Annotated in this window: 11 protein-coding genes; 6 read left to right on the top strand and 5 right to left on the bottom strand. The window is 42.7% G+C overall.

Annotated elements, in window-relative coordinates; genetic code table 11:
* Window positions 1-123 precede the first annotated feature (123 nt).
* Window positions 124-2,652: a penicillin-binding protein 1A gene (locus KO511_RS09605; RefSeq protein ID WP_215987218.1), complete on the top strand. Its 2,529-nt coding sequence runs from the start codon at window positions 124-126 to the stop codon at window positions 2,650-2,652.
* A gap of 90 nt (window positions 2,653-2,742) precedes the next feature.
* Here KO511_RS09605 and oxyR read toward each other — a convergent pair whose 3' ends face one another.
* Complete coding sequence (oxyR, locus tag KO511_RS09600) at window positions 2,743-3,633, bottom strand: DNA-binding transcriptional regulator OxyR (RefSeq protein WP_215987217.1); 891 nt, start codon at window positions 3,631-3,633, stop codon at window positions 2,743-2,745.
* A 152-nt stretch (window positions 3,634-3,785) separates the two neighbouring features.
* On the opposite strand from oxyR, the gene KO511_RS09595 reads away from it, so the two are divergent.
* The 3 genes from KO511_RS09595 to KO511_RS09585 all read left to right on the top strand — a co-directional run bounded on the left by KO511_RS09595 (window position 3,786) and on the right by KO511_RS09585 (window position 6,443).
* Window positions 3,786-4,514: a glutathione peroxidase gene (locus tag KO511_RS09595; protein WP_215987216.1), complete on the top strand. Its 729-nt coding sequence runs from the start codon at window positions 3,786-3,788 to the stop codon at window positions 4,512-4,514.
* Between the two features lie 71 nt (window positions 4,515-4,585).
* Window positions 4,586-6,058, top strand: coding sequence for a dihydrolipoyl dehydrogenase (locus KO511_RS09590; RefSeq protein ID WP_215987215.1), 1,473 nt, complete (start codon window positions 4,586-4,588; stop codon window positions 6,056-6,058).
* Window positions 6,059-6,191: 133 nt separating this feature from the next.
* A complete protein-coding gene (locus KO511_RS09585; RefSeq protein WP_215987214.1) occupies window positions 6,192-6,443 on the top strand; it encodes a DUF3624 domain-containing protein in 252 nt (83 codons plus the stop codon).
* Between the two features lie 181 nt (window positions 6,444-6,624).
* On the opposite strand, the gene argH is transcribed toward KO511_RS09585, so the two are convergent.
* The 4 genes from argH to argC form a co-directional block, all read right to left on the bottom strand.
* Window positions 6,625-8,499, bottom strand: coding sequence for an argininosuccinate lyase (gene argH / locus KO511_RS09580; RefSeq protein ID WP_215987213.1), 1,875 nt, complete (start codon window positions 8,497-8,499; stop codon window positions 6,625-6,627).
* A 235-nt stretch (window positions 8,500-8,734) separates the two neighbouring features.
* Window positions 8,735-9,949 carry an argininosuccinate synthase gene (locus tag KO511_RS09575; RefSeq protein WP_215987212.1) on the bottom strand — a complete coding sequence of 405 codons (1,215 nt, stop codon included), beginning with the start codon at window positions 9,947-9,949 and terminating at the stop codon, window positions 8,735-8,737.
* A 59-nt stretch (window positions 9,950-10,008) separates the two neighbouring features.
* A complete protein-coding gene (gene argB, locus KO511_RS09570; RefSeq protein WP_215987211.1) occupies window positions 10,009-10,803 on the bottom strand; it encodes an acetylglutamate kinase in 795 nt (264 codons plus the stop codon).
* Between the two features lie 25 nt (window positions 10,804-10,828).
* On the bottom strand, window positions 10,829-11,833 hold the full coding sequence (gene argC / locus KO511_RS09565; RefSeq protein ID WP_215987252.1) for an N-acetyl-gamma-glutamyl-phosphate reductase: 1,005 nt from the start codon (window positions 11,831-11,833) through the stop codon (window positions 10,829-10,831).
* 154 nt (window positions 11,834-11,987) lie between these two features.
* Here argC and argE point away from each other — a divergent pair, with 154 nt between their 5' ends.
* The gene (gene argE, locus KO511_RS09560) at window positions 11,988-13,124 is read left to right on the top strand and encodes an acetylornithine deacetylase (RefSeq protein WP_215987210.1); all 1,137 of its coding nucleotides are present in this window, start codon (window positions 11,988-11,990) and stop codon (window positions 13,122-13,124) included.
* 215 nt (window positions 13,125-13,339) lie between these two features.
* Complete coding sequence (ppc, locus tag KO511_RS09555; protein WP_215987209.1) at window positions 13,340-15,973, top strand: phosphoenolpyruvate carboxylase; 2,634 nt, start codon at window positions 13,340-13,342, stop codon at window positions 15,971-15,973.
* Window positions 15,974-16,309 lie beyond the last annotated feature (336 nt).

Raw genomic sequence — 16,309 nt, 5'->3', positions numbered from 1 at the left:
TTAACGTAGCCCACTAATTTAATTCCATTTATTTAGTGGGCGCATAAACACATATGAGCTACGTTTTTAGCTTAAACTGTACGAGTTTGCATAACGTAAGCGTAATTAATCAGGGATTCTCCGGTGAAGTTCATAAAGCGATTGTTTGTTTTCGTATTGGTTTGCACACTGCTTGGGATTGGTACCATTTTTGGTTTCTATCTTTATGTCAAACCTGAGTTGCCCGATGTAGCAACATTAAAAGATGTCAAACTGCAAACACCCATGCAGATATTCAGTCAAGATGGCAAACTCATCTCACAGTTTGGTGAAAAACGTCGTATTCCAGTGACCTATGATGAAATCCCACCACATCTAATTGAAGCACTAATTGCGACAGAAGACAGTCGATTCTATGAGCACCCCGGGATAGATCCTATCGGCATCACTCGAGCAGCACTTGTCGTAGCGATTTCAGGTTCAGCAAAGCAAGGAGCGAGTACCATCACACAACAACTCGCCCGTAATTTCTTCCTTTCTAATGAAAAGAAGATCATGCGCAAAATAAAAGAAATTTTTATCGCCATTCATATTGAGCAGTTATTAAGTAAACAAGAAATTATGGAGCTGTATGTCAATAAGATTTTCTTAGGCTATCGCTCCTATGGTTTTGGCGCTGCTGCGCAAACATACTTTGGTAAAGATCTTAAGGATCTTACGCTTAGTGAAATGGCAACGTTAGCCGGAATGCCGAAAGCTCCATCAACAATGAACCCAATATATTCACTTCAGCGTGCAACAAATCGTAGAAATGTCGTACTACAGCGCATGATAAATGAAGAATACATCACTAAAGCCGAATTCGAACAAGCCCGTAGTGAAGTGATAATGTCACGCTATCACGGCGCTGAAATTGAACTCAAGGCTCCATATGTCGCCGAGCTTGCTCGATCTTGGATGGTTGCACAATACGGAGAAGATGCGTACACCTCCGGTATGAACGTTTATACGACTGTGGACTCTAAATTGCAGTCTGCTGCTAATCAATCAGCAATCAATAACTTACTTTCCTACGATGAGCGACATGGCTATCGAGGCGCAGAGAAAACTCTTTGGTCACAAGGTCAAAAGCCCTTCGATACAGAAAAATTCGATGAAATATTAGCCAAGGTGCCGACATACGGAGAACTCACTCCAGCCATTGTTACTGACGTCACCGTTCAACAGGCCCAAATATGGGTTAAACATCAAGGCTACCAGACACTTGAGTGGGATGGCATCAAATGGGCTCGTAAATTCTTAACTGACGAACGTCAAGGCCCTGCACCAAGCTCAGCAACTGAAGTTCTCGCTACTGGAGAGCAAATTTGGGTGCGTAAGAGAGAAATTCAACACCAAGAAAGCCAAGAAACTAGTACGAGCTGGAAGTTGAGCCAAGTCCCTAATGCCAACACTGCATTTGTGGCCATGAACCCTGAGAGCGGTGCAGTACTTTCTCTCATTGGGGGGTTCAACTTTGTACATAACAAATTTAACCGTGCTACACAGTCAGTAAGACAAGTCGGATCAAGTATTAAGCCGTTTATATACTCGGCAGCAATAGATAAAGGGCTAACGTTAGCAACCTTGGTCAACGATGCACCTATCAATCAGTGGGATAAAAGCCAAGGAACAGCTTGGCGACCAAAAAACTCACCGCCTACCTACATAGGCCCAACCCGTTTAAGGATTGGTCTTGCACAATCAAAAAATGTTATGGCAGTACGAGTACTGCGTGAAGTTGGCTTAAATGAAACACGCAAGTATCTGACTCGTTTTGGTTTTAATCTTGATCAATTACCACGCTCAGAAACCATAGCATTAGGGGCGGGTAGCTTAACACCAATGAAAATGGCTCAAGGCTATTCTGTATTTGCCAATGGGGGTTACTACGTAGAACCCTATTACATAAGTAAAATTGAAGGCCCATTTGGTGATCTAGAATTTGAAGCTGAGCCTAAACTCATTTGCCGTGAGTCCTGCTCAGAAAATGATTTAGATAACCTAGATAATGAATTTTTAGAACAAGACGTTGACCCTAATAATGCTAATCAAGCCGCTCAATACGCTCCAAAAGTCCTTTCTGAACAAACCGCATTTTTAGTGCGAGAAATGATGTATAGCAATATCTGGGGAGGAGGAAACTGGAGCGAAAAAACTGGCTGGAATGGAACTGGGTGGAGAGCACAAGCACTAAAACGCCGTGATATAGGTGGAAAAACCGGTACAACCAATGATTCCAAAGATGCTTGGTACAATGGCTATGGGCCTGGAATGGTTGCCATCTCTTGGGTAGGCTTTGATGACCACACCCGTAAGCTAGGACGAACCATACCTAATAGCAACCTTAATAAAGAGCAAATTTCTGGTGCGGAGGCTGGTGCAAAGACCGCTCAGCCGGCTTGGGTTGACTTTATGAAAGCAGCACTTACTGATGTACCCACTCAAGAAAAAGAGATCCCTGCCAATATTGTTCGAGTAAGGATAGATCGTAACTCTGGCCTACTAACCAACAAATTTGATTCAAGCTCAATGTTTGAATACTTCGTTGAAGGCACAGAACCAGTCGACTACGTCAGCGATGAAGTAATGGATACCATTTATACCTCAACAGAAAACGAAGAACTGTTTTAAGTATTTATATCGCAGGATTAAACTCTTAGAACTTAGGAATACGACTACCAAAACCTCAAGCAATAGATTTGGATATTAAAATATCCAAATCTATTGCCTTTCTAACTGCTGCTTTATTGTTCCTGCTAACTGTTCAAAACGAGCTTTGAGCGGAGAGCCCGGACGATAAGCAACCACAATGCTCCTAGAAGGCACGGGATTGATCGCTTTCACATAGCAAACACCATCTTTATATTTTTCTTTTGGTATTGAAAGTTCAGGTAACAAAGTGATCCCTCCACCTGCAGCAACCATGTTGCGTAACGTTTCAAGACTCGTCGCTTTAAACCGTTCATCATCTTTTGCCCCAGCGGCAAAACAAAAGCCCAAGGCTTGGTCTCTCAAGCAATGTCCATCACCCAATGCAAGTACTGTTTTACCATTAAGTTCCAACATATCGATTTCATCTAGTTTTGACCATTCATGATCACATGGAACGGCAACACTAAGAGGCTCTTCATACACTTCAATCTCCTTGAAGGGTTCCGTCTCAGCAACAGAAGCCAACACCAAGCAATCCAGTTTTCCATCCTCTAGTTGCCTGACCAATTGATTAGTTTGAGCTTCGTGCAAAAATAACTCAAGATCAGGAAATTTCTCCTTTAACACAGGAACAATCTTGGGCAACAAATAGGGACCAACCGTGGGAATAAAACCAATATGCATAGGGCCTGTCATCGCCTTACCTTGACCACTCGCCATATCTCGAAATGTTTTTACCTCCGACAAAATTCGTTTCGCCTGCCCGACTAACTGAAGGCCAGCATCAGTAAATAATACTCGACGGCTACTTCGCTCAAGCAAAGCTGTACCTAATTCATCTTCTAGCTTACGAATTTGACCACTTAAGGTTGGCTGGCTAACAAAACACGCTTCTGCCGCTTTACGAAAGTGATTATGCTCTGCTAATGCCACCAGATACTCAAAATCGCGAATGTTCATTCTCAGCTACCTAAATAAAATAGAAAAATCCTATCGATACCATAGCATTAAACGATTGGAGCTATCAAAGTAAATTTAAAATAATAGCCTCATCAACATCAATCACATTCACTGCTGATAGACCTTATTCAATATTATCAAAGGAAACCACAATGCATACATCGAAAGAAAACCACAGTATACCGCAAGTCACATTCCCAACTCGTCAAGGCGATGCTTGGGTAAACGTCACCAGTGAAGACGTTTTTAAAAACAAAACTGTGATTGTCTTTAGTTTACCAGGAGCCTTCACCCCAACTTGTTCATCTAGCCATCTACCACGCTACAATGAACTATTTCCTGTTTTTAAAGAGCATGGCGTAGATGAAATTTTATGTGTCTCTGTCAATGATACTTTTGTTATGAATGCTTGGAAAGCGGATCAAGAAGCCGAATTCATCACCTTCTTACCCGATGGTAATGGTGAATTCACTGATGGTATGGGCATGCTGGTCGATAAAAATGATATTGGCTTTGGAAAACGCTCATGGCGCTACAGCATGTTAGTAAAAAATGGGGTTGTTGAGAAAATGTTTATTGAGCCTAATGAACCTGGCGACCCATTCAAAGTTTCTGACGCTGACACTATGCTCGCCTATATTGCCCCAGAGCACAAAGTGCAAGAGTCAATTACCGTATTCAGCAAACCTGGTTGCCCATTTTGCGTTAAAGCAAAACAGAGTTTGATAGACCACAACCTTCAGTATGAAGAAGTCATATTGGGTAAAGATGCTACCACCGTCAGCTTACGTGCAATTTCCGGACGTGCCACTGTGCCACAAGTTTTTATTGGTGGTAAACATATTGGTGGCAGCGAAGAACTGGATTCCTACCTAAACTAATTCAAGCTCCCCCTCAATATCACCATCGAAGTGATGTATCACTTCAATGGTTCTTAAGACAGGAATCTAAAATGAAACAGCTTAATGTCGATGTTGTAGTGATCGGTGGCGGTACAGCAGGTCTTGGGGCCTACCGTGCTGCTAAGGCGCACACATCAAGTGTAGTGATGATTGAAGGTGGTCCTTATGGCACTACCTGCGCTCGAGTAGGTTGTATGCCATCTAAATTGCTTATTGCAGCAGCCGAAAGCGTCCACCAGATTGAAAAAGCTCCCCTATTTGGTATCCACCCACAAGGCGACATAATCATCAATGGTCGCGAAGTTATGGACCGAGTCAAACGAGAACGTGATCGTTTTGTCGGTTTTGTCCTCGAAAGTGTCGATGAAATACCAGCTCAAGACAAAATTAGTGGGTATGCTCAGTTTATTGATAACAACAAGTTACGTATCGATGATCATACAGAAGTCATCGCCAAGCGCACCATAGTCGCTACAGGCTCTCGTCCTGCCTACCCTAGTGCTTGGGATGAACTGGGAGATCGCCTGATCATTAACGATGATGTCTTTGAATGGGATGACCTACCAAAGTCAGTTGCTGTATTTGGCCCTGGAGTAATTGGACTAGAGCTAGGTCAGGCGTTGCATCGTCTTGGTGTAGAAGTCAAGCTATTCGGCCTTGGAGGTCAAGTCGGTCCTCTCACAGACCCTGAAGTGATGAGCTATGCAGATAAAACCTTCAAACAAGAGTTTTATCTCGATGCCAACGTCAAAGTGGAACAAATGAAGCGTATTTCAGCCTCTGATGGTTCAGGTGAAGATAAAGTTGAAATACAATTTATCAACCATGGTGGTGAGCTAGAGACATTCATTGTTGACTACGTTCTTGCCGCAACAGGTCGTAGACCTAATGTAGACAAGCTAGGGCTAGAAAATACATCCGTTAAGTTAGACGATCGTGGAGTGCCAACGGCGGATCATTACACGCTACAAACATCTGTAGGTAATATATTTATTGCAGGTGATGCAAGCAACCAAATTCCTTTACTTCATGAAGCCGCAGATCAAGGTCGTATCGCGGGTGATAACGCAGGGCGATATCCCGATATCCGCGCTGGACTTCGCCGCTCATCTATTTCTGCCGTATTCTCGGACCCACAAATAGCTATGGTAGGCGAAAGCTTCAAGCAGCTTGAAGTACGATTAGGAAATTGTGGCTGCTTTGCGACAGGTGAAGTCTCTTTTGAGAATCAAGGTCGCTCTCGAGTCATACTACGCAATCAAGGGCTTTTGCATATTTACGGTGAGCAAGGGACTGGTCGCTTCCTCGGAGCTGAGATGATAGGACCAAACGCAGAACATTTAGCCCACCTACTCGCTTGGGCACACCAAAACAAGATGACAATATCCGAAATGCTTGATATGCCCTTTTATCACCCAGTGATAGAAGAGGGAGTAAGGACCGCGCTACGTGATCTGAATGCCAAATTGCATTTAGGCCCAGAGATGATCAGGCACTGCCTCGATTGCGGTCCTGGCTGCTAACCTAAATACTATCGATAATGATAAAACGAGCCACTGGCTCGTTTTTATTTTTATGAAAAACAACTAGTTGCGAGAAGGACTTTCAACTAAGCTTGATGCATTACCTCAATTTTACTATCCAGAAATCATACATATGACATGCAAATATTGTGATGGAAATTGGTTTTGGAAAAAAATAGGCCGATGTAAACGCTGCATTATACAGCTCACTTGCCTATCCGTTATTAGTTGGATAATTTGGTGGTATGCAGGAAAAAGTAACCCTAAATCTATCGAATCTATTTCGTTAATAGTCGCAGGGGCTTCGGTTCATGGGTTACTATTTCTTCACCTTTGGATACGCTTCATCGTCTTGCCATGGCGACATAACAAACGAAAGGTTTAAAACTAAACTTAACATATTCCGCAAAATTGAAGCGAAAAAAAGCCCCAAAGCCAATTTCGGTTTTGGGGCTCTCTTAGATAATTCTAAGAAAAAGCAGTGGTATATAAATAGACTCTGCTTTTTTCATAAGGTTCCACAAAAATGCGATCTTTTTTGATCTTTTTAAAAACGACTCGACTAATTACGCAACATTTGCCCGTGCTATCGACTTTTCAACCAAGTTAATCTCTAGTGCTACTTCATCGCAAGCATGTTGACGAGGACATTGTTCACAGTCTTTCAATACCTTTTCAGGCAACAAAGATTTAGATGTAGGCAAAAATTGCAGCTTCATAAAAAATTCAGGGGTTCGAGTCAGAACAAACACCTTTTTAATTGCCATTTGGCGCGCTTTCTCAACCAAGTAATGCACAATTGCACTACCTTGCCCTTGGCCTTGCCAGCCAGCCTCAACACCTAAAGAACGAATTTCTGCCAAACCTGAGTCATATACAAAGAGAGAAGCACATCCGGTTACTTCACCATGATGTTCAGCAACGACAAATGATCCTATGTCACGTACCAACTCGTTGCGAGAGCGTGGGAGATTTTCCCCCATACTCGCCCAGTAAGCAACCATACCTTCTAGAGATTCTGTATCAGTTAAGCGAGCCGGACGAACATTTACTGCGTAAGCATCGCGTGCAATCAAACGGCCTTCTGCTTGTTCAACCGCATGAGATACCTGTTTTGGCGATACCCCACCTAATGCGCTGCGTTTCTCCAAGCACGAGTCAATAGTTAAGATGCCATAAACATCCTTTTCAATACTGGATGAAAATTCTTTTAGCTCTTCAATGGATAACTCTTCGAGAGCACATCCCTTAGCAATAGCACCAACAACAGCGACACCAACAATATGGTGAGCTTCACGAAATGGAATACCTTTAGCCACAAGATAATCCGCTAGTTCAGTGGCATTTGCATAACCTTGCTTTGCTGCTTCTAGTGTCCGGTCACCATTAACTTTAATACCATCAAAACATAATGCCGCCATTTCTATACAATCGTTCCAAGTATCTAAAGCATCAAACAGACCTTCTTTGTCTTCTTGCATATCTTTGTTATACGCAAGTGGCAAAGCTTTCACCGTCATCATCATTCCAGCCAGTGAACCATAGACACGACCAGTTTTACCACGAATCAACTCTAGCGCATCCGGGTTCTTCTTTTGTGGCATCAGTGATGATCCAGAAGTCACCGTATCAGCAAGCTCAATAAAGTTAGACTCACCAGAGTTATAGAAAATCATATCTTCAGCCAAACGAGATAGATGCAACATAGAAATCGACGCCACTGACATCAATTCCATAACATGGTCACGATCTGAAACCGAATCAAGTGAGTTTCGCGTGGCGCGGTGAAAACCAAGGTTGTGCGCAAGCTTTTCTCGGTCAATTGGATAGGCAGTACCAGCCAAGGCTCCAGAGCCAAGCGGACATGTATCTAAACGTTCCATTGCATCTTGCAAACGAGAATAATCTCGCTCAAACATTTCTAGATAAGCTAAACACCAATGGGCAAAGGTCACAGGCTGTGCACGTTGTAGATGAGTATAACCAGGTAGGACGGTGTTCTGATGGGCTTTTGCTACGGCTACCATTTGAGATTGGAGGCGGTCTAAAGCCATGAGTAGTTGCTGACCCTGTTGACGACACCACAACTTGAGATCGGTCGCGACTTGGTCATTACGAGAACGACCAGTATGGAGCTTCTTCCCTAGATCCCCAACTTTGCCTATCAATTGCTGTTCAACCCAAGAGTGAATATCTTCTGCATCAGAGCTTAGAATCTGGTGGGGATCTTCCATAACCGCCAGTTTGAGTTCATTTAGTGCTAGTTCAAGTTTTTGTTGTTCTTGCTCATTGATAATATCTACAGACAGAAGTGCTTTGGACCAAGCAATCGATCCAACAATGTCTTGTTCTGCCAATCGGAAATCAAAGCGCAATGAATCGTTAAATTCTTTGAATCTTGTATCTGCTGCTTGGGTAAATCTTCCACCCCATAATGCCATTGCGTCTCTCCTGATTACCAGTGTTCACTCACTCTGTGAACCATTACGTTATCTATATCACTCTGGGTTCAACCCAGTTTTATCTTTGGCTCAAAGTTACGGCAAATTACACAAAAGATAAAGTATAAATTCATTATTTTAACATATTTATTCAAGACAACATGAAAGTGACAGTATTATAGGCAAATAAAAAAGCCCAATTGCAAAGGCAAATGGGCTCTTTTATTATTGACTGTTAATTTTTTTGGCTATTAAGTGCTCGAATGCGACTAGAAAGCGAGTAAAGACGAATAAACCCTTCTGCATGGCTCTGATCATAGACTTCATCCTCACCAAAAGTTGCAAACTTCTCACAGTATAAACTGTTTTCTGAATGCTTCTGGGTCACTATTGCTTGACCCTTGTAAAGCTTAACAACCACTTCTCCATTGACATCCTTAGCCAATTCCTCTGAAGCTGCCAAAATTGACTTACATAAAGGAGTAAACCAACGGCCATCATAAACAAGATGAGAAGCCTTTACGCCAAGTTCTTCACGAAACTCAAAAGCAGCTTTATCGAGGACCAATTGCTCAACCGCACGCAAGGTTTCCATCATAATGGTCCCTCCAGGAGTCTCGTAGCAGCCACGAGACTTCATACCTACCAAACGATTCTCAACAATGTCGATACGGCCAATACCATGCTTAGCGCCCTTCTGGTTTAAATAGACTAGGGCGTTGTATGGTGTCATATTTTCACCATCAACAGCGACAACTTCACCCTTTTCCACCTTCAAAGTAACGTATTCTGCCTCGTTAGGCGCTTGCTCAGGATCGACCGTCCAAACCCAACAGTCTTCATTTGGCGCATTCCAGGTATCCTCAAGAACACCACCTTCTGTTGAAATATGCCAAGCATTTGCATCACGCGAATATATTTTCGTCAATGAAGCACTACATGGAATATTGCGCTCTTTTAAGTAATCAAGGCACTCTTCACGACTAACAAGATCCCATTCTCGCCAAGGCGCGATAACCTTAAGATCTGGGGCTAATGCCGCGAATGCTCCCTCAAAACGCACCTGGTCATTACCTTTTCCAGTACACCCATGACATAAAGCATCAGCCCCTACTTTACGTGCCACTTCTACCTGAGCTTTTGCAATAATTGGCCTAGCCATTGATGTACCAAGCAAGTATTTACCTTCGTAATACGCACCAGTTTTTAACGTTGGATAAATATAATCTGCGACCATTTCTTCTTTTAAGTCAGCGATATAGCACTCAGATGCCCCCGACGCTTTTGCTTTTTCTTCAATACCTTGCAACTCTTCATCACCTTGGCCTACATCTGCGACAAAGGCTACCACATCACAATCATAATTTTCTTTTAGCCACGGAATGATCACCGAGGTATCAAGACCGCCAGAGTATGCGACGACAACTTTATTTATTCTTACTTTGCTCATTTTTCTCTCTCTCCAAAATCTCAGCGCTGCACATGGCGGTCAGTGCTGTAGGTAACTATCTAATTATTAGGTAAAAACTGAGTTCCGATACTTTGCCCAGCAAATAGCTTGGCGAGATTTTCTGGGTAACGCCAAGTGGCTATCTCAATTGAACGCCCAAGAGTCGTAGCAGCTTCCAGAGCAGAATTCACCTTGACAACCATGCCATCGGTAATAACACGCCCATCAATAAGATTTTGCGCTTCTTGCTCATTTAGGCTCTTGATAAGATGTCCCTTACCATCAAGCACACCACTAACATCTGATAGCAGCACAAGTTCAGCATCCATTGCGCCTGCAACAGCAACCGCCGCCTGATCAGCATTGACATTCATCATCTGCCCGTTAATTGTCAAACCAATGGAGCTGATAATAGGCAAAGCACCCGTTTCAAAAATCGCTTGCAGTAGTGTCGAATCTCCAGGAGTAACCTTACCAACAGCCCCAAGTTGTGGATCTAATTCATGTACTTGGCATAAACCACCATCGGCAAGGCATAAACCAATAGTATTCAAACCATCTTTAATTGCTTGCCCTTGAAGCATTTTGTTTGCTGTTCCTGCCAAGGCACCAGCAATCAAAGGAATTTGCTCGTATGGTGTTACACGCAAGCCATCTTTTTTCACCGTTTCCAATTGCAACTTAGCCATAAGCTCGTCCACCAGGTAGCCACCTCCGTGAACGATCGCAATGGGTCGCTGAGCCAAAGTTTGATAGTCAGCAATTGCACAAAACACCTGACTTAAGGTCTCTGTACATGACAATGCAGCACCGCCAAGCTTAATCACTAATGGAGTTTGTTTTTTATTTGTCATTATTTTTCCTTTTTTACCCACCGATTTACGCAAGGGCTGTTAGCTCTGGAAATCCATAGTGGATATTTAAGCATTGCATCGCTTGACTTGAAGCACCTTTGAGCAAATTATCAATCGCAGAGACTACAATGATGTGTTCGCCCTGAACCTTCCAACCGATATCGCAAAATGGGGTGTTTTCTACATTCTGAATGCTTGGTAATTCCGACGATAATAAACGTACAGCAGGCTTGTCTTTGTAGGCCATACTAAATGACTGTTCGATTTGTTCCTCGTTGACACCTTCAGCTAACTTCATCGTTATCGTCGCAAGAATACCCCGCTTAAAATTACCAAGATGAGGCGTAAAAATAACCTCAGTACCAAGATGGCTAGCAATCTCAGGTTGGTGTCTATGATTAAAGACTCCATAGGGTTTTAAACTGACTTCACAATAGCTATTAGTCATAGATGCCTTTCGACCTGCGCCGGACACACCACTGGTTGCATTTATGATTGGCCATTGTTGAATATCCAAAAGTTCAGCATCGACTAAAGGTTTAATGGCAAGTTGTGAAGCCGTGGGATAACATCCCGGCACTGCGATCAACTGAGCTTTATTAATGCTGTCTCTGTTCCATTCAGCCAAGCCGTAGGCGGCAATCTCGAGACAATCCTGATGCTGATGTTGAAAACCATAAAATTGTTCGTAAAAACCTTCTTGCTTGACTCTAAATGCACCTGACAAGTCAAAGACTTGGCATCCATTTTCAAGAAAAATAGGTACTAAGTCATGACTGACTTGATGGTCGGTAGCAAGGAACACCACATCATTTTGAGAAGCAACCAATTCTGGATTTTTCAAAGGTTCAACCGATTGCCTCATCACACCTAATAGCTTTCCATGTAACTGGGAAATGCACTTTCCTGCATCTACACTCTTGGCTGAGACATACAAACCAGATAGGGTAAGTTGTGGGTGTTTATGAACCATAAGTGCGAGTTCAGCCCCGGTGTAACCGCTAGCGCCAATAATTGTGGTTTTGAGCATATCGAACATTCAATTAGACCTTTAAATATTACCATCATTCGTGATTATAAATTTAAAAAACACCACACTTAACGGTTTTTTATTCATTAAAAATGATTTATTATGTCTTTTACCTTCATTAATCATTCATGTCAACAGTCAAAGCGAACTTAATATGCAATTACCTAGCTTTATGGAGGTCTATAAGGGCCTGATATCAACGTCTTCAATTAGTTCAACCGACGCAAGTTGGGACGAAGGCAACGCTAATGTCATAGACAAACTAGCTTGCTGGATGCAAACGATAGGATTTGAAATTGACATAATCAAAGTCTCAGAGGGGAAATTTAATTTACTCGCCAAAAAAGGAATGGGTGAAGGCGGGCTACTACTCGCAGGTCACAGTGATACCGTCCCTTTTGATCAAGGCCGCTGGAATTTTGATCCTCACAAACTCACTGAAGCTGATAATCGCTTTTATGGTTTAGGGACAGCGGATATGAAGGGCTTTTTTGCTTTTATCTTTGAGGCCGTAAAAAAAGTCGACTGGAGTAAGCAAACTAAGCCACTGTACGTACTAGCGACCTGCGATGAAGAAACCACTATGCTTGGTGCGCGGCATTTTACTGACAATACCCCGATAAAACCTGACTACTGTATTATCGGTGAACCGACAAGCCTAGTCCCAATACGTGGCCACAAAGGACACATGGCTAATTCAATTCGGGTAACAGGAAAATCTGGGCATTCATCCGATCCAGCCCTTGGCGTCAATGCCATTGAGATTATGCATGAAATCCTATTTGCCATGATGCAACTGCGCGATAAACTGATTAAGGAATATCATCATCCTGGATTTGCGATCCCAAGCCCAACTCTAAATCTCGGGCATATACACGGAGGAGATAGTGCTAATCGAATTTGTGGCTGCTGTGAACTGCACTATGACGTACGCCCTCTACCAGGAATTAGCTTGGACAGTTTAGACAATATGCTACGCGGAGCTCTAAAAGACATCGAAGCAAAGTGGCCCGGAAGAATCGAAATCACCGCACTGCATGAGCCCATCCCTGGCTATGAGTGCCAAAACAATCAACCATTTATCACTGGTGTAGAGGAGATATGCGGCACCAACAGTACAACTGTAAATTACTGCACAGAAGCCCCTTTCCTTCAGCAACTTTGTCCTACATTAGTCCTAGGCCCAGGTTCTATTGAACAAGCTCACCAGCCTGATGAATTCCTTGCATTTGAGTTTATAGAGCCAACGATAAACGTGCTTTCTAAGGCAATGTACAAATACTGTTTCTAGATTAAATCTGGCTGGTATCTTTTCCAGCCACCCACCACCATCTTGTAATTAAATTTCAATATGTATCAACAAAAACACACTATGGAATAAATCACATAACCTTGTTGATACTTGCAAACTTAGCCAACAGCATTTGACTCTCATTAATATTTTTCGCTAGATTGTCTATTCAACAAGGAACAATGGATGTAATTTTTTTACAAGGTAGGATAATAATGAACGAAAAATACTCTGCTCTTCGAAGCAATGTTAGCATGCTAGGACACTTGCTTGGTAACACCATCAAGGATGCTCATGGTGATACCCTTTTGGAAAAAGTAGAAACAATTCGTAAGCTTTCAAAATCTGCTCTTGCCGGTAATCAATCAGATAGAGAAAACCTAATTGATGAAATTAAAAACCTACCCGATGATCAACTCACACCCGTTGCTCATGCCTTTAACCAATTTCTGAATCTAACCAATATGGCGGAACAATACCACACGATTTCCCGCCATTATGATGCACATGTTTGCGAGCCTGACACCATTAGCACATTATTTTCAAAACTCAGCAACAATGGAATTAGTAAACTCGATACTGCTCAGGCAGTTCGTGAACTCAACATTGAATTAGTCCTCACAGCGCATCCAACAGAAATAACGCGCCGTACTATGATCAATAAGTTGGTTAAAATCAATAAGTGCTTGTCAAAATTAGAATTAAATGAAATCTCGAGTAAAGAACGCCTTAAAACAGAACGGCGTCTTGAACAACTAATAGCCCAAGGTTGGCATTCTGATACAATTCGTCAGCAACGTCCGACGCCACTAGATGAAGCAAAATGGGGCTTCGCTGTTGTCGAGAATTCGCTGTGGGAAGCCGTTCCAGATTTTCTACGAGAACTTGATAGCCGAGTGCGTGAATACCTGCAAGAAGGCTTACCTATTGATGCTCGGCCGGTTCATTTTTCCTCATGGATGGGAGGGGATCGTGACGGCAACCCATTTGTAACACACACCATTACCCGTGAAGTCATGCTACTGTCACGATGGAAAGCCGCAGATCTCTACCTTGGTGATATTAATGACCTAATTAGCGAACTATCAATGACACGCTGCAATGAGGTGGTACGTCAATTAGCAGGCGAAGACGAGCATGAGCCTTATCGAGCCATTCTTAAACAGTTACGCGCTCTACTGACAGAAACCAAGCAAACCCTTGATGAGAAAATTAAAGGCCATAGCCTTACCGCTAAGGCACCGTTACAGACAATAGAGCAATTGTGGCAACCACTGTACGCCTGCTATCAGTCTCTTCATCAATGTGGGATGGGTATTATCGCGGATGGTTCCCTCTTAGATACACTTCGACGCATCAAAGCGTTTGGTGTCCATTTAGTCCGCTTAGACATTCGCCAAGAAAGTACCCGTCATTCTGATGTTTTATCTGAACTTACACGCTATTTGGGTATTGGTGATTATAATCATTGGAACGAACAAGATAAAATCGCCTTCCTGACCAATGAACTCGCCTCTAAAAGGCCATTGCTACCGAGAAATTGGCAACCATCAGAACCAGTGCAAGAAGTGCTAGACACCTGCCAAATCATAGCAAAACAGCCTCGTGAAGCATTTGGTGCGTATGTGATATCAATGGCACGTACAGCATCAGATGTCCTAGCAGTACATCTGCTACTTCAAGAAGCTGGCTGCCCATACCGAATGGATGTTTGCCCACTATTTGAAACTCTCGACGATTTGAACAATGCCGAGTCAGTCATCAAACAGTTGATGGGAATTGATTTATACCGTGGCTTCATTCAAAACCAACAGATGGTAATGATAGGGTATTCTGATTCAGCAAAAGATGCCGGGGTTATGTCTGCTGGATGGGCTCAATACCATGCGATGGAATCATTGGTAAAAGTTGCAGATGAGGAGGGTATTGAACTGACCCTATTCCATGGCCGAGGCGGAACAATAGGTCGTGGTGGTGCTCCTGCACACGCAGCATTACTTTCTCAGCCTCCCAAAAGTTTAAAAGGCGGGTTAAGAGTAACAGAGCAAGGTGAGATGATTCGTTTTAAACTAGGCTTGCCTGACGTTGCTGTCAATAGCTTTAACCTCTACGCTAGTGCTATTTTGCAAGCCAATTTGTTACCACCACCTGAGCCAAAACAAGAATGGCGCGATCAGATGAATCTTCTTTCTAAGGTCAGCTGCGAAGCCTATAGAAATGTGGTTAGAGGCCAAAAAGACTTTGTTGCATATTTTCGCCAAGCAACACCAGAACTTGAACTAGGTAAATTACCTCTGGGCTCTCGCCCTGCGAAACGAAACCCAAACGGTGGCGTAGAAAGCTTGCGTGCGATTCCGTGGATTTTCTCATGGAGTCAGAACCGCTTAGTACTGCCCGCTTGGCTCGGAGCTGGTGCAGCCATTCAACATTCAATCGACAGTGGACACCAAGTGTTACTTGAAGAAATGTGCCGTGAGTGGCCATTTTTCTCCACACGATTAGGGATGCTAGAAATGGTTTACACTAAGTGTAACTTGGAGATCTCTCGCTACTACGATGAGCGCTTAGTCGAACCTAAGCTACTTCCTCTCGGAGATAATTTGCGCGAGCAATTGAGTAAAGACATCAAAGCAGTATTAAATGTCGAAAATAATGAGAATCTAATGCAAAGCGATCCCTGGGGGCAAGAGTCAATTCGCTTACGCAATATCTACGTAGAACCACTCAACATGCTACAAGCAGAATTACTCTATCGAACCCGCCAGAACAACTCAGCATCTCCAGAACTTGAAGAGGCCTTGATGGTCACCATTGCTGGTATAGCCGCTGGTATGCGAAATACAGGCTAAAAACCCATAAAAAGGATAAATTGAGGCTGCCAACATAGGCATCCTCAATGCATCCGATGCTAAAAACACCAAAACAACAAGAATAATAAAACAAATACCAACAAAAAAAACAAGAAAAACAGAATAATAATCTGATATAATAATTTATTGAGCTAATTATCAGTTTTTTAGCTCAATTAGTTTTTCTATTCCACTTTATGCTTATTATTTAGATATAATATTGCTCCTTTGCGATGAACAATAAAATTATAAATCGCTCTAGGTGATAAAACGGCTTTTAAGGTGACATGGCCAACTTTGTTGGCGCTGCTAAATATTTACTGATGATAAGTGCCA

It is taken from the genome of Vibrio hepatarius, assembly GCF_018860525.1.
In the GTDB taxonomy this organism is placed as follows: Bacteria; Pseudomonadota; Gammaproteobacteria; order Enterobacterales; family Vibrionaceae; genus Vibrio; species Vibrio hepatarius_B.
The sequence above is the reverse complement of the archived record's forward strand: the minus strand, read 5'-3'. Positions and strand labels throughout refer to the sequence as shown.